This window comes from Streptomyces sp. NPDC042100, assembly GCF_055582325.1.
The window spans coordinates 35017-58861 of sequence record NZ_JBVJDK010000019.1; the positions used below are offsets into that span (position 1 = coordinate 35017).

Here is a 23845-nt window from a genome sequence, read left to right on the forward strand (position 1 = left end):
ACGTGAGCGACGCGAACGACTCCGGGCGGCCGGACGGGCGGCTGGGGGTCGCCGTCATCGGCGCCGGCTACTGGGGCCCGAACCTGGTGCGCAACTTCCAGGCCAGCGACCGGTTCCGGCTGCGCTGGCTCTGCGACCTCGACGTCACCCGCGCCCAGCGGGTCCTCGGCGGCTACTCCACCGTCCAGGCCACCGACGACTACGCGGCGGTGCTCGCCGACCCGGAGGTGCGCGCGGTCGCCGTCGCCACCCCGGCCGGCACCCACCTCGACGTGGCCCTCGCGGCACTGCGCGCGGGCAAGCACGTCCTGGTCGAGAAGCCGCTGGCCACCACCTACGCCGACGGGGCGCGGCTGGTCGCCGAGGCCGAGGAGCGCGGCCTGACCCTGATGTGCGACCACACCTACTGCTACACCCCGGCCGTGGCGAAGATCCGCGAGCTGGTCCGCGAGGGCGCGCTCGGCGAGATCCACTACGTGGACTCGGTGCGGATCAACCTGGGCCTGGTCCAGAAGGACATCGACGTGCTGTGGGACCTGGCCCCGCACGACCTGTCGATCCTGGACTTCATCCTGCCCGAGCACGTGGCGCCGGTCGCGGTCGCCGCGCACGGCGCCGATCCGATCGGCGCGGGCCAGGACTGCATCACGTACCTGACGCTCCAGCTGAACACGGGCGCCATCGCCCATGTGCACGTGAACTGGCTGTCCCCGACCAAGGTGCGCACCACCATGGTCGGCGGCTCCAAGCGCACGCTGGTCTGGGACGACCTCAACCCCGCGCAGCGCGTCGCGCTGTTCGACCGGGGCGTCGATCTGGCCACGCCCCAGGAGCTGGGCGCGGACGAGCGCCGCGAGGCCCTCATCTCGTACCGCAGCGGCGACATGGTCGCCCCGGCGATCGGCGAGAAGGAGGCGCTGCGCAGCATGGTCGACGAGTTCGCGGCGGCGATCACCGAGGACCGGCCGGCGCTGACCGACGGGCGGGCCGGGCTGCGGGTGCTGGACATCCTGGAGGCGGCCTCGCGGAGCCTGGAGTTCCGCGGGGCGGTCGTCGGGCTGCGGACCGGCTCGGACCGGTCCGTCACGAACGGGAACGAACTTCTGGGAGAACGGCGTTGAGCGATATCGCGGGCAAGCGGGTCCTGGTCACCGGCGGTGCCGGCACCATCGGCTCCCATGTGACGGACCTCCTGGTGGAGGGGGGCGCGAGCCAGGTCGTCGTGCTCGACAACTTCGTGCGCGGCCGGCGGGCGAACCTCGCCAAGGCCCTGGCGAGCGGCCGGGTCGAGCTGGTCGAGGGCGACATCCGGGACGCGGCGACCGTGCACCGGGTGACCGAGGGCGCCGACCTCGTCTACCACCTGGCGGCGATCCGCATCACCCAGTGCGCGGAGGAGCCCCGGCTGGCCAACGAGGTCATGGTGAACGGCACGTTCAACGTGCTGGAGGCCGCCGCGGCGGCCGGGGTGGGCAAGGTCATCGCCTCCTCCTCGGCCTCCGTCTACGGCCTGGCCGAGTCCTTCCCGACCACCGAGCGCCACCACCCGTACAACAACGACACCTTCTACGGCGCCGCCAAGGCGTTCAACGAGGGGATGCTGCGCAGCTTCCACGCCATGTACGGCCTGGACTACGTGGCGCTGCGCTACTTCAACGTGTACGGGCCCCGGATGGACATCCACGGCCTGTACACGGAGGTGCTGATCCGCTGGATGGAGCGGATCGAGGCCGGCGAGCCGCCGCTGATCCTCGGCGACGGCACCCAGACCATGGACTTCGTCGACGTCCGGGACATCGCCCGCGCCAACATCCTGGCGGCCCGCGAGGGGCTGACCGACGAGGTGTTCAACGTGGCGAGCGCCACCGAGACCTCGCTGCGGGAGCTGGCCGACGGGCTGCTGGACGTGATGGGCTCCGGTCTGGAGCCGGTGCACGGCCCGGCCCGCGCGGTCAACGGGGTGACCCGGCGGCTCGCGGACACCACGCTCGCCGAGCAACGGCTGGGCTTCAAGGCCGAGATCGACCTGCGGACCGGCCTCAGGGACCTGGTCGAGTGGTGGCGGTCCGAGAAGGGCGCCACCGGGACGGACGCCGACAACGCCGCCTCGGCCGGGGCTCCCGTGCGGATCCCCGTCATGGTGCCGTGGCTCGGCGAGGAGGAGGCCAAGGCGGCCTCCGACACCGTGCTGTCCGGCTGGGTCGCGCAGGGTCCGAAGACCGCCGCGTTCGAGCGGGCCTTCGCGGAGCGGGTCGGCGCCGCGCACGGCGTCGCCGTCAGCTCCTGCACCACCGCCCTGCACCTGGCCCTGGTCGCGCTGGACCTCGGCCCGGGCGACGAGGTCGTGGTCCCCTCGCTGTCCTTCATCGCCACCGCCAACGCCGTACGGTACGTCGGCGCCGAACCGGTCTTCGCGGACGTGGACCTCGCCACCGGCAACCTCACCGCCGCCACCGTGGACGCGGTCCGCACCCCCCGTACCAAGGCCGTCCTCCTGGTCCACCAGGGCGGCGTGCCCGCCGACGTGTCCGCGCTGCGGGCCGCCTGCGAGGGCTGGGGGCTGCCGCTGGTCGAGGACGCGGCCTGCGCGATCGGCTCCACCGTCGACGGCGGCCCCGTCGGGCGCGGCGCGCTGCTCGCCGCCTGGTCCTTCCACCCGCGCAAGCTGCTCACCACCGGCGAGGGCGGCATGGTCACCACCGACGACGCCGACTGGGCGGCGCGGCTGCGGCGGCTGCGCGAGCACGGCATGAACGTGTCGGCGGCCGAGCGGCACGCGAGCGGCAAGCCGGTCCTGGAGAGCTATCTGGAGACCGGGTTCAACTACCGGATGACCGACATCCAGGCGGCGGTCGGCCTGGTCCAGCTCGGCAAGCTGGACGCGCTGGTGGCCCGCCGCCGGGAGCTCGCCGCCCGCTACGCGGAGCTGCTGCGCCCGGTGCCCGGCCTGACGCCGGTGACCGACCCGGCGCACGGCGCGTCCAACTTCCAGTCGTACTGGGTACTGCTCGCGGAGGACTTCCCGGTCGGCCGCGACGCGCTGCTGGCCCGGCTCGCCGAGGCCGGGGTGTCGGCCCGCCGCGGCATCATGGCGAGCCACCTGGAGCCGGCCTACGCGGGCCACCCGGCCGGGCCGCTGCCGGCCACCGAGCGGATCGCCCGCGACTCGCTGATCCTGCCGCTGTTCCACACCCTGACCGAGGAGCAGCAGGACCACGTGGCCGCCGTGCTCACGGAAGCGGCGGCGCGTCCGTGACCCGGCTCGTCCTCATCGGCGCCGGCGGCTTCGCGCGGGAGACCGCGCAGGCCGTCCGGGCCGCCGGGCTGCCGCTCGCGGGCCACCTCGACGACGATCCGGCGCTGCACGGCGTCGCGGTCGACGGGGTGCCCGTGCTCGGCGGCAGCGCCCTGGTCCACGAGCTGCCGGACGCGTCCTTCGTGGTCTGCGTCGGCAGCCCGCGCGACTATGCCTCCCGCGCCCGGGTGGTGGAGCGCCTCGGGCTGCCCGAGGACCGCTACGCCACCGTGGTCCACCCGACCGCGGTGGTCTCGGCGAGCTCGGTCCTCGGCCCCGGCACGGTCCTCCTCGCGCACACGGTCCTGACGGCCTCGGTGCGGGTGGGGCGGCACGTGGCGGTGATGCCGCACACCGTGCTCACCCACGACGACGAGGTGGCCGACTTCGCCACCCTCGCCTCCGGGGTGCGCCTGGGCGGCACCGTCCGGGTCGGCCGGGGCGCCTACCTCGGCGCGGGTGCGCTGGTCCGCGAGGGCACCGCGATCGGCGCCTGGTCCCTGGTCGGCATGGGCAGCACGGTCCTGGCCGACGTCCCGGCCGGCGAGGTGTGGGCCGGTTCGCCGGCCCGGCGGCTGCGCGCCGCCGCGCCCCCGGCCCTGGCACAGCTCACGGCGGACGGCTCCGGCCCCGCCGCCGAACCCGTCCCCGCACGAGGAGTGAACGGCACATGAACCAGATCCCCCTGGTCGACCTGAAGGCGGCGCACGCCGAGGTCGCCGAGGAGATACGCGCCGGCTTCGACCGGGTGCTGGCCGGCACCGCCTTCATCGGCGGCGAGGAGGTCCGGGAGTTCGAGCGGGAGTACGCCGCGTTCGGCCGTGTCGAGCACGTCGTCGGCGTGGCCAACGGCACCGACGCCCTGGAGCTGGCGCTGCGCGCGAGCGGCGTCGGGGCCGGCGACGAGGTGGTCCTGCCCGCGAACACCTTCATCGCCACGGCGGGCGCGGTCGCCCGCGCCGGGGCCCGGCCGGTGCTGGTGGACTGCGAGCCGGAGACGCTGCTGATCGACCCCGGGGCGGCCGCCGCCGCCGTCGGTCCGGGCACCCGGGCCGTGGTGCCGGTCCACCTGTACGGGCAGAGCGCGGACGTGGCGGCGCTCGCGGCGGCGCTGCCGGAGCGCGTGCGGATCGTCGAGGACGCCGCCCAGAGCCAGGGCGCCAGCCGGGACGGACGCACGCCGGGCAGCGGGGGCATCGCCGCCACCAGCTTCTACCCGGGCAAGAACCTCGGCGCGTACGGCGACGCCGGGGCGGTGCTGACCGACGACCCCGAGGCGGCGGCCCTGGTCCGGGCGATCGCCAACCACGGCGGAGTCGAGAAGTACCGGCACGACGTGCCCGGCTTCAACAGCCGGCTCGACGGGCTCCAGGCCGTGGTGCTGCGGGCCAAGCTGCGCCGCCTCGCGGCGGGCAACGCGGCCCGGCGGGCGGCGGCGGCCCGCTACGACGAGCTGCTGGCCCCGCTCGCCGGGGCCGGGCGGCTGGTGCTCCCGGCCACCGCCGAGGGCAACGAGCACGTCTGGCACCTGTACGTGGTGCGGGTGCCCGGCGCCGACCGGGACGCCGTGGTGGGCAAGCTCAACGCGAGCGGCATCGGCGCCGGGGTGCACTACCCGGACCCGGTACACCTGACGCCCGCCTACGCGCACCTCGGGTACGACCGCGGGGCCTTCCCGCACGCGGAGCGGGCCGCCGGAGAGATCCTCTCCCTCCCGCTCTTCCCGCAGATCTCCGCCGACCAGCAGCAGCAGGTGGCGGACGCACTGGTGAACGCCCTGAACTAGGGCCCGCTCCCCCTCCCCGGCCGGAAGGCCAGGACTGTACTGCCCGTGAAAGGTACAGCGATGCAAAACCGATTCCGCCGGGCCAGAGGCGCCTTGTTCGCCCTGGCCGCGGCGCTGACAGCGATATTCTTGCCGCCGGTCGGAGAGGCGAGCGCGCTCGCCGATCCATGCGGAACGGGCAGCAATGCCATCGTCTGCGAGAACGCCAAGCCGGGCACGCCGATGTCCGACTGGTTCGCGGGCAGCTCCTGGGGCGACATCGCGGGATTCCCCACCAAGATGAGCCTCCAGGCCGGGGAGACCCTCCAGTTCAAGGTCCAGTCCCCGTCCTCGTACCGGGTCAAGATCTACCGGCTGGGCTGGTACGGGGGTGACGGCGCGCGCCTGGTCTCCACCCAGGCGCAGGCCGACCAGACCTATCCGGCCACCTATCTGACCCAGCGGCCGGCGTGCCTCAAGGACGCGCCGACGGGCCTGATGGACTGCGGCAACTGGCCCGCCACGGCGAGCTGGACGGTGCCCGCCGACGCGGTGTCCGGGCTGTACGTGGCCAACTTCGACCAGGCCGACGGCAACGGGCTGATGCCCTACCCGTTCGTGGTCCGCAACGACGCCAGCCGCTCCGAGATCCTCGTGCAGACCTCGGACCAGACCTGGCAGGCGTACAACGACTGGGGCGGCACCAACCTCTACGACGGGCAGGGCCCGGCGCCCGACGGGCGGGCGTACAAGGTCAGTTACAACCGTCCGATGGACATCGGCGGCGAGAACGGCATCTACGGCTCCGAGTTCGAGATGATCTCGTGGCTGGAGCGCAACGGCTACGACCTCAGCTACGTCTCGGGCCTGGACACGGCCACCCGGGGCGCCGCGCTCCTCGCGAACCACAAGATGTTCATGTCGCAGGGCCACGACGAGTACTGGACGCAGGAGCAGTTCACCAACGTCCTCAACGCGCGCAAGGCGGGCCAGCACCAGACGTACTTCTCGGGCAACGAGATCTTCTGGAAGACCCGCCTGGAGCCGAGCATCGACGGCAGCGGCACCGCCAACCGCACCCTGGTCTGCTACAAGGAGACCAAGCTCAAGTTCCCGACGCCGAACGGCGTCCCGGACCCGAGCAACGTGTGGACGGGCACCTGGATGGACCCGGACAGCACCAAGGAGGGCGAGCCCTACCGGCCGCAGAACATCCTCACCGGCTCGCTGTTCCAGGTGAACGGCCCCCGCAACGACGCCATCACGGTCCCCGCCACGTACGCGAAGATGCGGCTGTGGCGGAACACCTCGGTCGCCGGCCTGACCGGCAGCCAGGTCGCCACCTTCCCGCAGGGCACGCTCGGCTACGAGTGGGACAGCGACGTCGAGAACGCCTCCCGGCCGGCCGGGCAGATCCGGATGTCCTCCACCACCGTGGACGTCAACGACGGCAACTACCTGCTGGACTGGGGCAACTACTACGGGAACGGCACGGCCACCCACAGCCTGGTGGCCTTCCGCGACCAGACCTCCAAGGCCCTGGTGTTCGGCACCGGGACCGTCCAGTGGTCCTGGGGCCTGACCAACGTCCCGACGGCCGACCCCGCCGGCGGCGTGGTCACGGTGGACAAGCGGATGCAGCAGGCGACCGTGAACATCCTGGCCGACATGGGCATCCAGCCCAAGTCCCGGCAGGACGACCTGGTCAAGGCCGACGCGTCCGAGGACGTCACCGGCCCCACCGTCACCGTGAACGCCCCCACCGCGAACGCCTCCGTCCCGGCGCTGCGCCAGGTCACCGTCACCGGCACCGCCGCCGACTCCGGCGGCGTGGTCGCCCGGGTGGAGGTCTCCACCGACGGCGGCACCACCTGGAAGGCGGCCGACGGTACCGGCAGCTGGAGCTACAAGTGGACCCCGCTCACCGAGGGCCCGCTCCAGCTCAAGGTCCGCGCCGTCGACGACAGCGTCAACCTCGGCAACGTCACCACCGTCCCGCTGACCGTCACCCAGCAGCAGTGCCCCTGCACGGTCTGGCCGGCCACGGCCGCGCCGACCAAGGCGAACAGCGGCGACGGCAGCTCCGTCGAGCTCGGCGTGAAGGTCCGCAGCTCGGTGCCCGGCACGATCACCGGCGTCCGCTTCTACAAGTCGGCCGCCAACGTCGGCACCCACAAGGGCAGCCTGTGGTCCGCCTCCGGCCAGCTCCTGGCCACCGGCACCTTCACCAACGAGACCGCGTCCGGCTGGCAGGAGCTGAAGTTCGCCAGTCCGGTCCCGGTCAAGGCCAACACCACGTACGTCGCCTCGTACTTCGCCCCCAGCGGCGGCTACTCCTACGACGCGCACTACTTCACCGACAAGGCTTCCGGGCTCGCCCCGCTGACCGCCCTCCAGTCCGGCACCGACGGCGGCAACGGCGTCTACCGGTACGGGGCCACGAGCGGCTTCCCGAACCAGCAGTCCGCGGGCAGCAACTACTGGGTGGACGCCATCCTGGAGACGGGCTCGGCCAGCACCGTGCCGCCGACCGTCACCGCCCGCACCCCGGCCCCCGGGGCGACCGGCGTGTCGATCACGGCGCCGCTGACCGCCACCTTCAACCAGAGCGTCGACAGCGGCACCCTGGTGTTCAGCGTGCAGGGCCCCGGCGGCGCCGCCGTACCGGGCCGGGCCACACTGGACGGGGACGGCAAGACGGCCGCGTTCACGTTCAACAGCCAGCTCGCCCTCGGCACCACGTACACGGTCTCGGTCCAGGCCGCCGACCTGTGGGGCAACGCGATGACGGACCCGGTCAGCTGGTCCTTCACCACCTCCTCGACCCCGCCGCCGGCCGCCTGCCCCTGCACCCTGTGGAGCGCGCAGACGGTCCCCGCGAAGACGGCGGAGACCAGTGACGCCAACTCCCTGGAGCTGGGCACCCGCTTCCAGTCCGCGCTGGGCGGCAAGGTCACCGGCATCACCTTCTACAAGGGGGCGACCAACACCGGCAGCCACACCGGCAGCCTGTGGGCCGCCGACGGCACCCTCCTCGCCACCGGCACCTTCACCGGCGAGACGGCCTCCGGCTGGCAGCGGCTGACCTTCGCCGCCCCGGTCGCCATCACGGCGAACACCACCTACGTCGCCTCGTACCACGCGCCGAACGGCAACTACGCCTCCGACGCGGGCTTCTTCGCCGGTGCCCACCTCAACTACCCGCTGTCGGCGCCCGCCGACGCGAGCGGAGCCGCCAACGGCCTCTACAAGTACGGGGCCACGACCGCCTTCCCGACCAACTCCTACAACTCGACCAACTACTGGGTCGGCCCGGTCTTCACGACCAACTGACCCGAAGGCCGCACCGACCTGACCGACCGGACCGACCTGACCCACCGAAATCGGGGAACGCACCACATGAGCTCAGTCAGCGTCGTCATCCCCTGCTACAAATACGGCCACTTCCTGGCCGACTGCGTACGCAGCGTGCTCGACGAACAGCCCGGCCTCGACGTGCGGGTGCTCATCATCGACGACGCGTCCCCCGACGACTCGGCGGAGGCGGCCAGGAAGCTGGCCGCCTCCGACCCGAGGATCGAGGTACGGGTCCACGAGACCAACAAGGGCCACATCGCCACCTACAACGAGGGCCTGCTGGAGTGGGCGGACGGCGACTACGTCGTGCTGCTGTCCGCCGACGACCGGCTCGTCCCCGGGGCGCTCGTGCGGGCCGTGGCCCTGCTCGACGCCCACCCGGAGGCCGGCTTCGCCTACGGCAGGCCGCTGCGCTTCCAGCACGGCGGGCCGCTCCCCGCGGCCCGCACCGCCGCCACCGGCGCCGTGGTCTACCCCGGCCACTGGTGGCTGGAGCGGCGCTTCCGCGAGGGCACCGGCTGCATCACCTCGCCCGAGGTGGTCGTCCGCACCAGCCTCCAGCGGCAGGTCGGCGGCTACGACCCGGAGCTCCCGCACGCCGGGGACATCGAGATGTGGATGCGGCTCGCCGCCCACGCCGACGTCGGCTACGTCGCCGGCGCCGACCAGGCCTACTACCGGGTCCACGGCGGCAACATGTCCACCACCGACTTCGGCGGCCAGCTCGACGACCTCCGGCAGCGCCGGGCCGCCTTCACGGCCGTCCTCGACAAGTGCGCCGACCGGCTGCCGCAGGCCGAACGGCTGGCCGGGCTCGTCGACACCCGCCTCGCCCGCCAGGCGCTGCGCCGGGCCTACCGGGCCTACGACCGGGGCCGCACCGACGTCGTCCCGGTCGAGGAGCTGGTTCGACTCGCCAAGGAGTGGCGCCCGGACGCCGAGTCGCTGCCCGAGTACCGGGCGCTGCGGCTGCGCCGCCGGATCGGGGCGCGGATCATGCCGTACCTCCAGCCGCTGGTGCTGTCGGCGGTCGTCGACCGGGGCCGCGAATGGCTCTGGTGGCGCTCCTGGAAGCGCCGGGGCATCTAGCCGGGGCATCCGGCCCCCTCCCCTCCCTCCTCTCTGCCTCCTCTCCACGGAACGAAAGGCACATCCGTGAACTACCGCGTCCAGCCCACCGCCCAGGTCGACGAGAAGGCCGTCGTCGGCGCCGGCAGCAGCGTGTGGGAGCTCGCGCAGATCCGCGAGGACGCCCGGCTCGGCGAGAACTGCGTGGTCGGGCGCGGCGCGTACGTCGGCCCCGGGGTGACCATGGGCGACAACTGCAAGCTGCAGAACTACGCCCTCGTCTACGAGCCGGCCGTGCTCGGCGACGGCGTCTTCATCGGCCCGTCGGTGGTCCTCACCAACGACCACAACCCGCGTGCCGTGGACCCCGACGGGCGGCTCAAGCGCGGTGGCGACTGGGAGCCCGTCGCGGTCGTCATCGGCGACGGCGCGGCCGTCGGCGCCCGCTCGGTCTGCGTGGCGCCGGTGACCATCGGGCGCTGGGCGCTGGTCGCGGCCGGTTCGGTGGTCACCGCCGACGTGCCCGACTTCGCGCTGGTGATGGGCGTCCCGGCGCGCCGGGCGGGCTGGGTCGGCAAGGCCGGCGTCCGGCTGGCCGAGGAGCCCGGGGCGCCGGGCCTGTGGCGCTGCCCGGAGACCGGGGAGCGCTACGAGGAGCGGGACGGGCGGCTCACGGAGTACGGTGCCGCTCACTGAGCCGCCGGCCGCGCCGCGCCGTCGCGATCCGGTCCGCCCACAGCGCCGCCATCACCCCGGCGAGGGTGCCGAGCGCGCCCGCGCCGGCCACCGCACGGGTGCGGTTGGGGGGCAGCGCGACGGTGCCGGGGCGGTTCAGCAGGTCGACGGTGAGCAGGGTCGTGGACGGCACGTGCTGCTCGGCCTGGAGGGCGTTCAGGTGCTTGCCGTACACCCCGATGATCAACTGGACCTGCCGGTCGGCCTCTTCGGGCCGGGTCTGCTCGGACTCCACCTGGAGGGTGGGGATCGAGTAGTAAGGGGTGGCGCTGGTGCCGCTGTTGCGGGGGGTGAGCCGGAAGGTGCCGTGCACCCCGGCCGCCTTCAGCTCGGCCTGCCCGGCGGGCGACTGGAGCTGCTGCACGACGGCGTAGGAGACCAGGGCCAGCGAGGGCCGGAGGTTGGTCAGCTGGTTGGGCTGGTTGCCGGTGCGCGGCGGCTTCACCACGAGCACCGCGGAGCTCTGGTAGCGCGGCGCCGGCCGCAGGGCCGGGTAGCAGGCGGCGCCGGTGACGAGCACGGCGAGGGCCAGGACGTACCAGCGGCGCAGCAGCACGCGGGCGAGTCCTTCGGGAGTCAGCACGTCTCTTTCCATCAGCATCGATACTGGCACCACGAAGAGGAACCGGGGGAGGGTTCGTGAGCATCGCCGAGATCTTCCGCGTCCTGGCCGGGCGTTGGTACGTCATGGTGCCGCTGACTCTGCTCAGCGTGCTGGCGGGCGGATACCTGTACACGACCGTGCCGGTGACGTACGAGTCGCAGAGCCAGCTCGCGCTGCTGAACTCCAGCAAGGTGGCGAAGCCCGCGCCGAGTTACGGCAATCCGCTGGCGTACGCGAGCGGTTCGCTGATCGGCACGGCCGACGTGCTGATCCGGGCGCTCCAGTCGCCCGAGACGGCCCGTTTACTCCAAGGCCGGGGGATCACCGACGAGTACGGGGTGGACTTCGCCGCGCAGGCGGAGGGGCCGCTGCTGACGCTGACGGTGAAGGGCGAGGACAAGGACAAGGTCCTGGAGGAGACCCGGAAGATCACCGACTACGCCTCCGAGCAGCTCCAGGTGCTCCAGGAGCAGGCCCGGGTGCCGGAGGGCTACTACGTGGGCTCGGCGCGGATCGTGCCGCCGCAGAAGCCGGTCTCCCAGCCCAAGTCGCGCTACCAGAAGGTGGCGGCGGTGGTGGTCTTCGGCGTCACGGCCGCCTTCCTGCTGTCGTTCGTGATCGAGACCTGGGCCGCGGCCCGCCGCCGCTCCCGAGGGCTGCCGGAGCCGCCCGGCCCGCCCGCGCCGGGGCCGGGCGCGGGGCGGCTGCGCAGGCTGCTGAGCCGGCCGCTGGACGCCACCGCCGTCCTCACCGGCTATCTGGCGCTCGCCCTGTTCCTGCCGTCGAACCTGGCGCTGCCGGCCCTCGGCGGCGCGGGCACCCCGGCCAACGTCTTCGCGCTGCTGGGCCTGTTCTGGTATCTGGCGACCTGGTGCCGGGGACGGATCGCGCCCGCGCCGGGGACCCGCACCATGCGGACGGTGATGCTGCTCCTCGCCATCGCGGTCCTCCTGTCGTACGTGGCGAACCAGGACCGGATCAGCTCGCAGAAGGAGATACTGGCCGCGGACCGGGGCCTGATCGTGCTCCTCGTGTGGGTGTCCCTGGTGGTGCTGACCTCGGCCGGGATCCAGGACCGGGCGCGGCTGGACGTGCTGCTGCGGCGGCTCGTGGTGATGGGCTCGATCGTCGCGCTGCTGGGCCTGTACGACTTCTTCACCGGCACCAACATCGCCGACTCGCTGCGCATCCCGGGCCTCAACTCCAGTGTGGCGAACGTGGCCGTGCTCGACCGAGGCTCCTTCACCCGGCCGCGCTCGCTGACCGCCCATCCGCTGGAGTTCAGCGGGATGCTGGCGATCCTGCTGCCGTTCGCGATCGCCCAGGCCTTCGACCCGGCGCGGGCGCACCTGAAGAAGTGGCGGCTGTGGGCGCCGGTGGTGCTGCTGGGCGGTGGGCTGCCGCTGACGGTCTCCCGGACCTCGATCATCGGCCTGCTGGTGGTCGTGCTGATCATGGTGCCGCGCTGGAAGCCGGTGCGGCGCTGGACCGCGATCGGGATCCTGATCGGCGCGGTGGCGGTGTTCAAGGTGCTGGTGCCGGGGCTCATCGGCACGATCACGACGCTGTTCTCCGGCAGCCTCAACAACGCGGACAGCAGCACCCAGGCCCGCACCATCAAGTACCCGAAGATCGCGGAGTACTTCGCGCAGGACCCGGTGTTCGGCCGAGGCTTCGGCACCTTCACGCCCGAGCGCTACTTCTTCACCGACAACCAGTACCTGCTGACCCTGGCGGAGCTGGGCGCGCTCGGCGTCCTCATGCTGCTCGTGCTCGGGCTGACCGGCGTCCACAACGGCGGGGCGATCCGGCGGCTGGCCCGGCACGAGGCGGACCGGGAGCTGGGGCAGGCGTTCTTCGCCTCCGCGCTGGTCGCCCTGGTCATCAGCGCCACCTTCGACACCCTGAGCTTCCCCATGTTCGCCGGCGTCTTCTTCCTGCTCCTCGGCGCGGGGGGCTCCTGCCTCGGCTTCGTGCGGCGCGAGGCGGAGGGCGTCCGCACCGCCGACCGGGTGCCGCGGCAGCGGACGCCCGACTCATCGCACCTCGTGGAGATCTGATGCCCGCTCAGCAGCCGCGCTCCGGCCCGGTCGCCGTCCTCGTCGTCACCTGGAACAGCGCGGGGGTGCTGCCCGGTTTCCTGGACTCGCTGCCGGCCGGGATGGCGGGTCTGGACTGGCGGCTGGTCGTCGCGGACAACGACTCGTCCGACGACACGGTCGCCGTGGTCCGCAAGCACGCCCCGGACGCCACCGTCGTGGAGACCGGCCGCAACGGCGGCTACTCCTTCGGGATCAACGCCGCCCTGCGCGCCGCGGGGTCCTGGGAGGAGGGCTTCGGCGCGGTGCTGATCTGCAATCCCGACATCCGGATGGCCGAGGGCTGTGCCGCGACCCTGGTGGAGGCGCTGGACACCTCGCTGCCGGACGGCGGTCGGGTCGGGATCACCGCCCCGCTGCTGCACGAGGAGGACGGCCGGCTGATCCACTCGCTGCGCCGCGAGTCCAGCGTGACCCGGGCGCTCGGCGAGGCGGTGCTGGGCAACCGCAGGGCGGGCCGCTTCCCGCGCTGGAGCGAGCTGGTCACCGCGCCGTCCGCGTACGCCGGGCGGACCGTGGCGGACTGGGTGACGGGGGCGCTGCTGGCGCTGTCCCCGGAGTGCGTGGCGGCCTGCGGGGAGTGGGACGAGTCGTTCTTCCTCTACTCGGAGGAGACGGAGTACTGCCTGCGCGCCCGCGACCTCGGGCTGGTCACCCGCCTGGAGCCGGCGGCGCGCGCCACCCACCTGGGCGGCGACTCCCGGGTCTCCCCCGCGCTGTGGTCGCTGCTGGTGGTGAACCGGGTGCGGCTGTTCCGGCGCCGCCACGGGTTTCCGGCGACGGTGGCGTTCCGCGCGGCGGTGCTGCTGCGGGAGCTGTCCCGGGCGGCGCTCGGCCGGGCGCCGGCCCGGGCGGCGGTGCGCGCCCTGCTCGGCGCGCCCGGGGCGGCGCGTCCGGAGCACCGCGCGCAGCACGGTCCGGGGCGCCGTCCGGGGGCTCACCAGGAGGTGTAGAAGCTGCCCGGGTTGACGAGGTAGCGCACGGTGGGCCGGGCGAGGTGCGCGACGCGCCGGCCACGGCTGTAGCGGCGGATCAGCTCCCAGTCCTCCCGGGGCAGCACCTCGGGGGTGCGGCGCAGCCTGCTGAAGCGCAGCGCGGGGGCCCGCCGGGCCACGAAGGCGTTGGTGTCCAGGAAGGCCTGGTGGGCGGACCTGCGCCGGTCGAACGGCACCGACAGGACGTCCATGTCGGTGCCGTCCGGGCGTACCCTGCGCAGCGCCGTGTAGACGCCGTCGGGTCCGCCGGGGGCGCACAGGGCGGCGAGCGCGATCTGGAGGTGCTCGGGCTCCCACAGGTTGTCGTCGTCGAGGAAGGCGACGTACCGCGAGTGGGTCAGCCGGATCCCGACGTTGCGCACCACCCCGGCCACGCCGGTGTTCCGGCTCAGTGAGACGGCGAAGAGGCGTGGGTCGGCGGGGAGTTCGGGGAGTCCCGCGCCGTCGTCGACGACGATGACGACGTGTTCCTGGACGGTCTGCGCCAGGGCCGAGCGGACGGCCCGCAGCAGCGCCTCGGGCCGCCGGTGGGTGGCGATGACGGTGGCGACCCTGGCCGTGGGCCGCCGCCCGAGGACGCGGGTGAGACGGGCGGTCTCGGCGTCCTCGAAGCGGCGCAGGCGTACGGCCGTGGGGGCGAGGAGGACCTTGTTGCGCAGCTCGTACAGGACCAGCCAGCCGAAGGTCCGCTTCAGCAGCTCCCACGGCCCCCTGAGGACCTCGCGCATCAGACCCGGGTGCGGACGGCGGTCAGGGACTTGGTGAGCCCGGCGACCCGCTCGCTGAGGATCACGGAGCGGGGGAAGAGGTAGCTCATCTCGGCGCGGGTCAGCAGCTCGATGTTGATGACCGCGTCCATGCCCTCCTCGGGGGTGCCGGGGCGGCTGTGGGTGAGCGGCCAGTGCCGGACCAGCTTGGCCTGGGCGGCCAGCGGGAGGAACTGGAAGCCGGGGGCGAGGAAGTGCGGCTCCACCGGGAAGTAGCGGTAGGGGGTCTGCACCCAGTGCAGCGGGGCCAGTTGCTCGATGGCGGCGACGAAGCGGCGGCGCTGGCTGGGCCCGCCGACGTGCTCGATGGTGGAGTTGGAGACGACCAGGTCGAAGTCGCCGAGCTTGGCCGGGATCTCGGGGTCGGTGACGTCGGCGATCTCGGCGGTGATCCAGTCGGGCAGTTCGGCCGGGTGGTCCTCCAGGTTCACCAGGTGGACGTGCCGGGGCCGCAGCGGGGAGCGGGTCCAGTTGCTCGCGGTGCCGCCGAGGTCGACGACGCGCAGGTCGGCGATGTTCGGGAAGCAGTTGCGGAACCGCTCCCAACGGGCCGCGCGGAACCGTTCGCCGAGGGAGTCGGGCGCGTCGACGAAACGATTGCGGAGGGCTCGGAGGCCGGACATCGCATCAACCACCTGATGTTCGAGGTCGGGGTGGGGTCGGTTCCAACCCTATGCGGACAGTGGGTATTTATCTGCTGATCTGTTGATCTCGTCCGGTCACTGCGGGGTGGGCACGACGGGGGTGCCGTCGGCCATCCGGTTGCCGCGCCAGATGTTGCCCTGCCCGGTCGGGTTCCAGTAGGCGACGGCCCCGTACCGGCCGCCCGAGGGGTAGATCTCGGGCGAGAAGACGTTGTCGGTGACCTCGATGTGGGTGGAGCCCTCACCGCCCGCGTAGAGCGTGTAGGCGCCGCCGGCCAGCCAGTTGTCGTCCACGACGGTGTGGGTGACGGGGGCGGAGTCGGCGAACAGGCCGACGGCCGCCGAGGCGCCCTGGTCGACAGGGGTCGCGTTGATCAGGGTGTTGTGCCGGATGATCAGCTTGCCCTTGCCGCCGCCGTTGCTGATGACGGCGTTGGTGTGCTGCCACTGGCCGTCCAGGTTCTTGAACGGCACGATGCCGTGCACGTAGTTGTCGTGCAGGTTGCCCTGGCCCATGGAGAGGGCGTCGCCGAAGCCGGTGATGTCGCAGTGGGCGACCTCGACGGAGCTGGTGCTCATGTTGGAGACGGCGTAGTCGGAACCGCCGTTGTTGGGGCCCTTGCCGGGGACGGCGTTGATCTCGGTGTACAGGATCCGCAGTCCGGAGAAGCCCGGACGCAGGTTGATCCCCCACCAGTTGGTGGAGGTGATCCGGCTGTCGATGACCGTCACGTTGTTGGCGTAGATGTCCAGCGAGCCGGTGATGTCCCAGCCCCGGATGACGGTGCCGTCGGTGCGGATGCTCGCGTTCCCGGTGCTCTGCGGGGTGAGCGTGGCGACCCGCGGCCCGGTGCTGCCCGCGTCCGGGTAGCCGCAGGCCCGGGGGCTGGCGCAGCCCTTCGCGGCGGGCGGTCTGGCGTCGCGCGGGTCCGGCGACCGGGACAGGCTCGCCGAGGGCGCCGGGCCGCCGCTCGGGGTGGGGCGCGGCGCCGGGGCGGGGCTCGCGGAGGACGAGGGGCCGCCGGCGGGCGGGGTCGGCGCGCCGGTGCCCGCCCCGGGGGCGGTGATCGCCCGGGGGTCGCAGAGCGCCGCGCCGCCCAGGCAGACCGAGCTGCCGCCGAGTCCGGTGAAGGTGAGCAGGGAGAAGAGCAGGACGGCGGCCAGCACCGCCGATCCGAGGAGCGTGCGGCGGCCGGTGCGGCCCGAGTGCTTGTGACGGCCGGTGCGGGCCAGGGGACTCACCTCATCGTTCACGTGCCGGAGTGGCCGGCTGCTTCTGCGCCGGTACGGCGGGGGCGGCGCCCTCGCCGTGGGCCGCCAGGGCGCGCCCGGACCGCGCCCGCGCGACGCGCACCAGTGTGCGCCCGGGCACCACGCACAGCGCGTAGGCCACGAGGCCGGCCGCACAGGTGGCGGACAGCGCGAGCAGGCCCTCGCCCAGCTCCCGGCGCAGCAGCACCAGGACGGCGCCCATCAGCGCCCCGCCGAGGACCGGCCGGACGCAGACGCGGGCGACGGCGCGGGCGGCGATCCCGCCGCGCCGCAGGGCCAGCAGGAAGGCGGGGAGCACGACGGCGCCCGCGACCAGGACGTGCCCGGCGGCGACGGTCTCGATGCCCCCGGCGCGGGCGGCCAGGATCAGCACCGGGACGAGGGTGACCAGCCAGAGCCCCTGGATCAGCAGCAGCGAGCGGCGGCGGCCGATGGCGACGAGGCAGTCGTACGTGAGCTCGGCGGCGATCCGGGCCAGGCCGAGGGCCATCAGCCAGGGCAGCGCCTGGGCGGCCGGGAGCCACTTGGCGCCGTAGACGAGCTCCACGGCCGGTCCGGCGAGCGCGGCGAGCAGGACGCAGGCGGGCACGGTGGCGGTCATCAGCACCCGCAGGGCGCTGCCGAAGCCCTGGGAGAGGGCCTTGGGGTCGTCGGCCAGGCGGGAGAAGCCGGCGAAGGAGACCCGGCGGGCGGTCTCGGAGATGACCCGGACGGGCCAGCCCGCCATGTTGAAGGCGAGGATGTAGAAGCCGAGCGAGACGTTGCCGAGGACGGCGCCGACGATCATGGCGTCGGCGTTGACGACGGCCAGCGCGAGCATGCTGGCGCCGGCGAGCGGCAGCCCGAACCGGAGCAGCGCGCGGGCCTGGACCGGGTCCCAGCCGAAGCGGAGCATCCCGGGGGCGGCGAGGGCGCAGCCGGCCAGGGCGACGACGTTGCCCGCGACGGCGCCGCAGGCGAAGCTCATGGCGCCCCAGCCGTGCAGGGCGAGGGCGAGGGTGACGGAGGTACTGACGACGAAGTTGAGCGCGTCGATGATCATCCGGCGGCCCTGGGCGAACTCCCGGGTGAGGACCCCGGCGGGAACCTGGGAGAGCCCGTCGAGCACCAGGCAGACGCACATGACCCGCAGGACGGCGGTGGCCTCGTCGGAGCCGAGGAGTCCGGCGACGGCGGGCGCGGCGGCGAACAGGGACAGGTAGAGCAGGCCGCTGGAGACGGCGCTGAGGGTGAGGACGGTCGGCGCGAACCGGCGCACGTCCCCCTCCCAGCGCACGATCGCCAGCGAGACGCCGAGCTCGTTGGCGGAGAGCAGGACCATGAGGACGGTCTGGGCGACCCCGTACACGCCCCAGGCGGCCGGGTCGAGGACGTACCGGACGAGCACGATGCCGGTGGCGAAGTTGCCGAGCCGCATCACCATGGTGTTGATGAGGCTCCACCGGGTCGCCGAGCGGACCTTGGTCCCCAGGGACACCTGGTCCCCGGGGGCGGCGGGCGCGGCGGCGGACCCGGCGGGGGCTGTTTCCATCGGAGAGGGCTCCTCGTCACTTCACCCAGGACGGTGGGCGCTTGGCCGAGCGGCGCTCGGCGGCGGGCAGCACGGGCAGCTGGACGGTGGGCTGGTCGAGGGGCTGGCCGGACTGCCCGGCCGACACCTCGGGATCCACGAACGGCCCGGCCTGACCGGGCTGACCGGGCTGACCCGGCTGACCGGGCTGGCCCGGCCGGCCCGGTCCGGTGGCCGCCGCGGGCGCCGGCTCGCCCGCGGGCTCCGGCGCGGCTTCCCGGGACGCGCCGGCGGGCTCGGTCTGGCGGTGCTTCGCCGGGCTGTCGTGGCGGCGCCGGGCCTCGACGAAGAAGGTGGCCACGAGGCTGAGCACGAAGCCGAGTCCGGCGGCCATGATCAGGTACTGGACCTTCGACTTCAGCTGGGCCTGGGGGTCCTGCGGCGGCACGATCGTGGTCAGCCGGATCATGGAGTCCGGCTGGACCTTCTGGTCCGCCTGCAGCTCCTTCAGGCGCTGCTCGGTGTAGGCCATGAGCGTCTTGTTGCCCTGGAGCACCGCGTCCGGGTCGTCACCGGTCACGGTGAGCCAGAGCAGCGGCCCCTGGGCGTTGTCCGCGATCTTCGCCTCGTACTTCCCGGTGAGGCCCTTCGCCTTGAGGTCGGCGACCGAGGCGTCGGAGTTCACGTTGCGGGCGAGGCTGTCCGCCATGCCCGTCAGCGAGGGCTCCATGCTCAGGAACGGGTTGCCGTCGGCCGCCGCCCCCTTGCGGGAGTTGAGCAGCGCGACGGTGCTCTGCGAGTCGTACGAGGTGGGGACGAGGAACCACGCCCCCACGGTCAGCCCGGCCGTGAGCAGCAGCCCGGGCACGAGGACGTACCACCGCCTGCACATGACCCGGAAGATCTCTGCGAGGTCCATGGCGTTCCCCCCTGCGCCCCCGATGTGGCGACTGCTCAACTGCCGTACCGCTGAAGAGGATAGGTGGGATCGCGACAGCTTGTGAGCCCTTCGCGATCACCACGTCTGCGGTCAACGGTGGTCGGTGGGCCGCGGACGGGTGTCCGCGGTCCCGCCTTCCAGCAGGACCCGGGCGATCCGGTCCCCCGCGTGCCCGTCCCACAGGGCGGGGCGGCGGGGTGGCGGGGGTGTCTCCAGGAGACGCACGGCGGTGGCCAGAATTCGCTGTGGATCGCGGCCGGCGAGGACGTTGGTGCCCTCCTCGACGGTGATCGGGCGCTCGGTGTTGTCCCGCAGGGTCACACAGGGCACGCCGAGCGCGGTGGTCTCCTCCTGGACCCCGCCGGAATCGGTCAGCACGATCCGGGCCCCGGCCTGGAGGGCGATGAAGTCGAGGTAGCCGGCGGGCGGGACGAGCCGGATGCCGCCGGGCACGCCGAGGGCGGTCAGCCGGTCGGCCGCCCTGGGGTGGACGGGCAGCACCAGCGGGAGGTGCGCGGCGACCTCGCCGAGCCCCTTGAGGAGCCCGGCGAGCACCTCGGGGTCGTCGACGTTGGCCGGCCGGTGCAGGGTGACCAGGCCGTACGCGCCGGGGGCGACGCCGTGCCGGTCGAGGGCGTCGGAGGCGAGCGCCCGGTCCCGGTTGGCGAAGAGGGTGTCGATCATGACGTTGCCGACGACGTGGATCTGGTCCTCGTGGTAGCCCTCGGCCCGCAGGTTTTCGGCCGCGTCGTGCGAGGGGGCGAGGAGGTAGTCGCTGAGCCGGTCGGTGGCGAGCCGGTTGACCTCCTCGGGCATCGACCAGTCGCGGCTGCGCAGCCCGGCCTCCACGTGGGCGAGCAGCGGGCCCGCCTTGGCGGTGACCAGGGAGCAGGCGAGGGTGGAGTTGACGTCGCCGACCACCACGACGACGTCCGGGGCGAGTTCGGCCACGAGCGGTTCGAAGGCGGCCATGACCTTGCCCGTCTGGACCGCGTGGCTGCCGGAGCCGACGCCGAGGAAGCGGTCGGGCGGGCGCAGGCCGAGGTCGCGGAAGAAGACGTCGTTCATGGCCGGGTCGTAGTGCTGTCCGGTGTGGACGAGGAAGACCTCGGCGCCCCGGGCCTCCAGGGCGTCCATCACCGGCTTGATCTTCATGTAGTTGGGGCGCGCGCCGGCGACGCAGACGACCCTTCTGACGTTCCCGTCGTGCCTGTCGTGCGTGTCGTGCATCGCGCGCTTTCCCTGTGTTCCGTCCGTGAGATCCGTGGCATCCCTGTCGGCCATGCGGTTCAGAGCACCTCGATCCTGGTCGAGCCGCTCAGCCGGCGCCGGCAGTCGAGGACGTAGTCGGCGTGGCTCTCGACGAGGCCGTAGTCGAAGGCGTCGTGGTCGGTGAGGAGGACCACGGCGTCGGCGGCCTCCAGCTCCTCCTTGGTGAGCTCGACCCGGACCAGCCGGTTGTCGACCCGGTGGCCCTCGACCACGTGCGGGTCGGCGGCCCGAACCTCGGCGCCCATGTCGAGCAGGAGCTGGGAGATGCGCAGGGCGGGCGATTCGCGGGCGTCGCCGGTGTTCTTCTTGTAGGCGAGGCCGAGCAGCAGGATCCGGGAGCCGTTGACGGCCCGCTTGCGCGCGTTGAAGGCGTTGACCAGGCGCCGGGTCACGTAGTCCGGCATGTGGTTGTTGATGTCGTTGGCGAGCTCCACGAAGCGGAAGCTCTGGCCGAGTTCGCGCTGCACGTGCCAGGAGAGGTACGAGGGGTCGATGGGCAGGCAGTGGCCGCCGACGCCGGGTCCCGGGGTGAAGCGCATGAAGCCGAAGGGCTTGCTGGAGGCGGCGTCGATGGCCTGCCACACGTCGATGTCGAGGTGGCGGGCGAACATCGCTATCTCGTTGACCAGCGCGATGTTGACGTGCCGGAAGGTGTTCTCCAGGAGCTTGGCGAGCTCGGCCTCCTTGGGCGAGCTCACCGGCACGGTGGTCTCGACCAGGCCGTCGTAGAACTTCCGGACGGCCTTGAGGGAGGCCTTGTCCACGCCGGAGACCACCTTGGGGGTCTGCTCGAAGCCCCAGACCGGGTTGCCCGGGTCGATGCGCTCCGGGCTGTAGCCGAGGTGGAAGTCGGCCCCGGCGACGAGCCCGGAGCCCTCCTCCAGGAGCGGGCCGAACAGCTCCTGGGTGGTGCCGGGGTACGTGGTGGACTCCAGGATGACGGTGGCGCCCGGCCGCAGGTAGCGGGCGAGGTCCCGGGCCGACTCCTCGATGTAGCGCAGGTCGGGGGTGCCCTCGTGCAGCGGGGTCGGCACGGTGACGACGGCGACGTCGAAGCCGCCGCAGTCCCGCACCGCGTCGCTGGCCCGGTAGGTGCCCGCGTCCAGGGCGGCGCGCAGCCGCTCGGAGGACACGTCCTCCACGTACGACTCGCCCGCGGCGAGGCTCTTCACCCGCTCGGTGTCCACGTCGTAGCCGATCACCTCGTGACCGGTCTCGGCGGCCCGGATGGCGAGCGGCAGGCCGACATAGCCCTGTCCAACCACGACGACGCGCATCATGACTCCCTGCTGGCGGTGCGGACCTGGGGGACCTGGGTGGGGCGGAGCATCTCGCGGCCCGTCATCAGGGCGAAGGAGACGTTGGTGGTGAGGTAGCGGCGGCCGAGCCTGCGCGGCTCCTGGAGCGCGCGGTAGAGCCATTCGAGGCCGAGCCGCTGCCAGCGCACGGGGGCGCGGCGGGTGACGCCGGCGAGGACGTCGAAGGAGCCGCCGACCCCGTGCACGAGCGCCACCTTGCTGCGCTCGCCGTAACCGGCGGTGAAGATCTCCTTCTTGGGGGAGGTCATGCCGAGGAACAGCATGTGCGCGCCGCTCTCGGCGATCGCGTCGGCGATGGCGGGCTGGTCGGCGTCGTCGAAGTAGCCGTGCCGGCTGCCGGCCACCCGCAGTCCGGGGTGGCGGACGGCGATCCGGCGGAGCATCTCGTCGAGGACGTGCTGCTTGGCGCCGAGCAGGTAGACGGAGTGTCCGGCGGCCTCGGCCTCGGCGAGCAGCCGGGTGAAGAGGTCGATTCCCGCGACGCGTTCGGGCAGCGGGCGGCGCAGCAGGCGGCTGGCCCAGACGACGGCCTGGCCGTCGGCGACTATCAGGTCGCAGCCGGTGACGGCCCGCGCGAGGGCGGCGTCGCGGCGCATGTTGACGAGCTTGGCGGCGTTGACGACGCCGATCTCCAGGCGTTCGCCGGCGCGGACGGCCGCGAGGCAGCGGGCGACGGTCTCGTCCATGGTGAGCGCGTCGAGCGGGACCCCGAAGAGAGTCCGCCGCTCGGCGGGCCGGGCCGGCGACGGGGGCGGGGACGGCGTCATCGGGGCATCCCTCCCAGCCAGGCGTGCAGCATCCAGCCGAACTCGTACGGGCGGCACTCGCGGTCCACAGCGGTCGGCCGGAACACCCCGTCGAGGGCGCCGAGCCGGAGCCCGGGGGCGACGCGGGTGGTGAGGCCCCGGGCGGCGCGGACGGCCTTCTTGGGGTCGCCTCGGTAGACCTTGCGCCAGGTGACGCCGAGGTCGTCCAGGATCATCGGTTCGCTCGCGCCGGCCTCGGCGAGCTCGGGCACCTCGGTCATCCAGCGCAGGCCGGTGCGGATCGCCTCGCCGAAGTCGGTGCCGCCGGCCTCGGCCAGGTCGAGCAGGGCGGTGGGGGCCATGGCGTGCTGGTGGACGCTGTAGACCGGGTAGCCCTCGACGACGGTGCCTCGGCGGGCGTCGTAGTGCCACCACCACTGGCCGCCGTCGCCCTGGAGGGCGCAGATGCGGGTGGCGCAGGCGTCGGCGGCGGCGAGCGCCTCGGGGTCGTCGCCGCTCGCGTGGGCGCGGGCCAGCGCCTGGAGCGGGTAGGTCTGGTCGGCGAAGCAGCCGATATGGGCGCGGTACCAGGGGTTGAGGCCGGGCCCGGTGGCGTGCGGGAAGAGCGGGCCGGTGCCGATCCGGGCGTTCAGCAGCCGGTCGCGGGCGGCCCCCAGCCGGTCCTCCACGTCGAGGGTGCCGCGGGCTGCGGCGTACGCGGAGAGCACCCAGGCGGCCTCGACGGTGTACTGGGGGCGGCCGGGCTCGTCCAGGGCGGTGACCCGGTCGAGGGCGTCGGACAGCTTGGGGTGGCCGGTGTCGGCGGCGGCCCAGGCGATCAGGGCGGCGTCGCCGAGGTTGCGCACCCCGGGGAGCCGCTCGACCAGCTCGCCCGCGAACTCCTCGGCGGTGTGCCCGCCGAGGACCGCGCGCTGCCGGTCGAGCGGCAGGAAGCGGGCGCCGAGCACGGTGATGGCGGCGTAGCGGACGCTGGTGCCGCGCCGCTCCAGGCGGACGGTGCCGTCGGCGGCGCGGTGGCCGGCCCGGGTGAAGACGAAGCCGGTCCCCTCCGGCAGGAGCATGGCCGGCAGTCCCCGCTCGGCCACATCGAGCAGGCGGACGGCGAGGTCGTGGAGCGGCCGGTCCGCTCCGGCGAGCTCCGCCATCCGTGAACTGCGTGGACTGTCGGGTGTGTTGGCAGGACGATCGGACACACCCACCCCCCTCGGGTCGGTTCGGATCAGGGCGCTGATCCGGATCGGCTGGCTGTCGGTACCTACTGCGACCTTCTGCACCTCGTGCGCACGTGCGGAGTCGGCGGCGTGGATGCGGGCGTTCCGGCGCTCGCGCACGACGGATGCGCGGCATCCTGGTGGGATGCCGCGGTGCGTCGGCGCGTGAGACCTCTATTCGGCGGCTCCCCAGCCGCGGCGAACATGAAGATGAGGACAGGCGGC

At 73.1% G+C, this 23845-nt stretch carries 19 protein-coding genes; 9 read left to right on the forward strand and 10 right to left on the reverse strand.

What is annotated here, in order from left to right; translation table 11 throughout:
- Positions 1-2: 2 nt before the first annotated feature.
- The 7 genes from ACZ6J5_RS32055 to ACZ6J5_RS32085 all read left to right on the forward strand — a co-directional run bounded on the left by ACZ6J5_RS32055 (position 3) and on the right by ACZ6J5_RS32085 (position 10181).
- Entirely contained in the window at positions 3-1121 is a 1119-nt protein-coding gene (locus tag ACZ6J5_RS32055) for a Gfo/Idh/MocA family protein (protein ID WP_469397321.1), read from the forward strand.
- Positions 1118-3256, forward strand: coding sequence for an aminotransferase class I/II-fold pyridoxal phosphate-dependent enzyme (locus ACZ6J5_RS32060; RefSeq protein WP_469397322.1), 2139 nt, complete (start codon positions 1118-1120; stop codon positions 3254-3256). The genes ACZ6J5_RS32055 and ACZ6J5_RS32060 overlap by 4 nt, the downstream gene beginning before the upstream one ends.
- Positions 3253-3969 (forward strand): acetyltransferase, encoded by a 717-nt coding sequence (locus ACZ6J5_RS32065; RefSeq protein ID WP_469397324.1) that lies wholly within the window; start codon positions 3253-3255, stop codon positions 3967-3969. Before ACZ6J5_RS32060 ends, ACZ6J5_RS32065 begins: the two co-directional genes overlap by 4 nt.
- On the forward strand, positions 3966-5081 hold the full coding sequence (locus ACZ6J5_RS32070; RefSeq protein ID WP_469397325.1) for a DegT/DnrJ/EryC1/StrS family aminotransferase: 1116 nt from the start codon (positions 3966-3968) through the stop codon (positions 5079-5081). The genes ACZ6J5_RS32065 and ACZ6J5_RS32070 overlap by 4 nt, the downstream gene beginning before the upstream one ends.
- Positions 5082-5210: 129 nt before the next feature.
- A complete protein-coding gene (locus ACZ6J5_RS32075; RefSeq protein ID WP_469397326.1) occupies positions 5211-8393 on the forward strand; it encodes a DUF4082 domain-containing protein in 3183 nt (1060 codons plus the stop codon).
- Positions 8394-8459: 66 nt separating this feature from the next.
- Positions 8460-9506 (forward strand): glycosyltransferase family 2 protein, encoded by a 1047-nt coding sequence (locus ACZ6J5_RS32080; RefSeq protein WP_469397328.1) that lies wholly within the window; start codon positions 8460-8462, stop codon positions 9504-9506.
- A 66-nt stretch (positions 9507-9572) separates the two neighbouring features.
- Positions 9573-10181, forward strand: a complete 609-nt coding sequence (locus ACZ6J5_RS32085; RefSeq protein WP_362471383.1) for an acyltransferase — start codon at positions 9573-9575, stop codon at positions 10179-10181.
- On the opposite strand, the gene ACZ6J5_RS32090 is transcribed toward ACZ6J5_RS32085, so the two are convergent.
- Positions 10156-10803 (reverse strand): YveK family protein, encoded by a 648-nt coding sequence (locus tag ACZ6J5_RS32090; protein ID WP_469397329.1) that lies wholly within the window; start codon positions 10801-10803, stop codon positions 10156-10158. The two genes, ACZ6J5_RS32085 and ACZ6J5_RS32090, sit on opposite strands and share 26 nt — an antisense overlap.
- A gap of 56 nt (positions 10804-10859) precedes the next feature.
- Here ACZ6J5_RS32090 and ACZ6J5_RS32095 point away from each other — a divergent pair, with 56 nt between their 5' ends.
- Together ACZ6J5_RS32095 and ACZ6J5_RS32100 are read left to right on the forward strand one after the other, a co-directional pair.
- On the forward strand, positions 10860-12884 hold the full coding sequence (locus tag ACZ6J5_RS32095) for an O-antigen ligase family protein (RefSeq protein ID WP_469397331.1): 2025 nt from the start codon (positions 10860-10862) through the stop codon (positions 12882-12884).
- Positions 12884-13876, forward strand: coding sequence for a glycosyltransferase family 2 protein (locus ACZ6J5_RS32100; RefSeq protein WP_469397333.1), 993 nt, complete (start codon positions 12884-12886; stop codon positions 13874-13876). Before ACZ6J5_RS32095 ends, ACZ6J5_RS32100 begins: the two co-directional genes overlap by 1 nt.
- Here the strand turns inward: ACZ6J5_RS32100 and ACZ6J5_RS32105 are convergent.
- From ACZ6J5_RS32105 to ACZ6J5_RS32145, 9 genes are all read right to left on the reverse strand, one after another.
- Positions 13861-14646 carry a glycosyltransferase family 2 protein gene (locus ACZ6J5_RS32105; protein WP_469397335.1) on the reverse strand — a complete coding sequence of 262 codons (786 nt, stop codon included), beginning with the start codon at positions 14644-14646 and terminating at the stop codon, positions 13861-13863. The genes ACZ6J5_RS32100 and ACZ6J5_RS32105 overlap by 16 nt on opposite strands.
- On the reverse strand, positions 14646-15308 hold the full coding sequence (locus tag ACZ6J5_RS32110) for a class I SAM-dependent methyltransferase (protein WP_469397337.1): 663 nt from the start codon (positions 15306-15308) through the stop codon (positions 14646-14648). The genes ACZ6J5_RS32105 and ACZ6J5_RS32110 overlap by 1 nt, the downstream gene beginning before the upstream one ends.
- 96 nt (positions 15309-15404) lie before the next feature.
- Complete coding sequence (locus tag ACZ6J5_RS32115) at positions 15405-16583, reverse strand: right-handed parallel beta-helix repeat-containing protein (protein WP_469397339.1); 1179 nt, start codon at positions 16581-16583, stop codon at positions 15405-15407.
- A complete protein-coding gene (locus tag ACZ6J5_RS32120; protein ID WP_469397340.1) occupies positions 16573-18132 on the reverse strand; it encodes a lipopolysaccharide biosynthesis protein in 1560 nt (519 codons plus the stop codon). The genes ACZ6J5_RS32115 and ACZ6J5_RS32120 overlap by 11 nt, the downstream gene beginning before the upstream one ends.
- Positions 18133-18148: 16 nt before the next feature.
- Positions 18149-19030, reverse strand: a complete 882-nt coding sequence (locus tag ACZ6J5_RS32125; RefSeq protein WP_469397342.1) for a YveK family protein — start codon at positions 19028-19030, stop codon at positions 18149-18151.
- A 111-nt stretch (positions 19031-19141) separates the two neighbouring features.
- The gene (wecB, locus tag ACZ6J5_RS32130) at positions 19142-20281 is read right to left on the reverse strand and encodes a non-hydrolyzing UDP-N-acetylglucosamine 2-epimerase (protein WP_469397343.1); all 1140 of its coding nucleotides are present in this window, start codon (positions 20279-20281) and stop codon (positions 19142-19144) included.
- A gap of 59 nt (positions 20282-20340) precedes the next feature.
- Positions 20341-21600, reverse strand: coding sequence for a nucleotide sugar dehydrogenase (locus tag ACZ6J5_RS32135; protein ID WP_469397345.1), 1260 nt, complete (start codon positions 21598-21600; stop codon positions 20341-20343).
- Positions 21600-22409, reverse strand: a complete 810-nt coding sequence (locus ACZ6J5_RS32140; protein WP_469397347.1) for a WecB/TagA/CpsF family glycosyltransferase — start codon at positions 22407-22409, stop codon at positions 21600-21602. The genes ACZ6J5_RS32135 and ACZ6J5_RS32140 overlap by 1 nt, the downstream gene beginning before the upstream one ends.
- Positions 22406-23554: a hypothetical protein gene (locus ACZ6J5_RS32145; protein ID WP_469397349.1), complete on the reverse strand. Its 1149-nt coding sequence runs from the start codon at positions 23552-23554 to the stop codon at positions 22406-22408. The genes ACZ6J5_RS32140 and ACZ6J5_RS32145 overlap by 4 nt, the downstream gene beginning before the upstream one ends.
- Positions 23555-23845 lie beyond the last annotated feature (291 nt).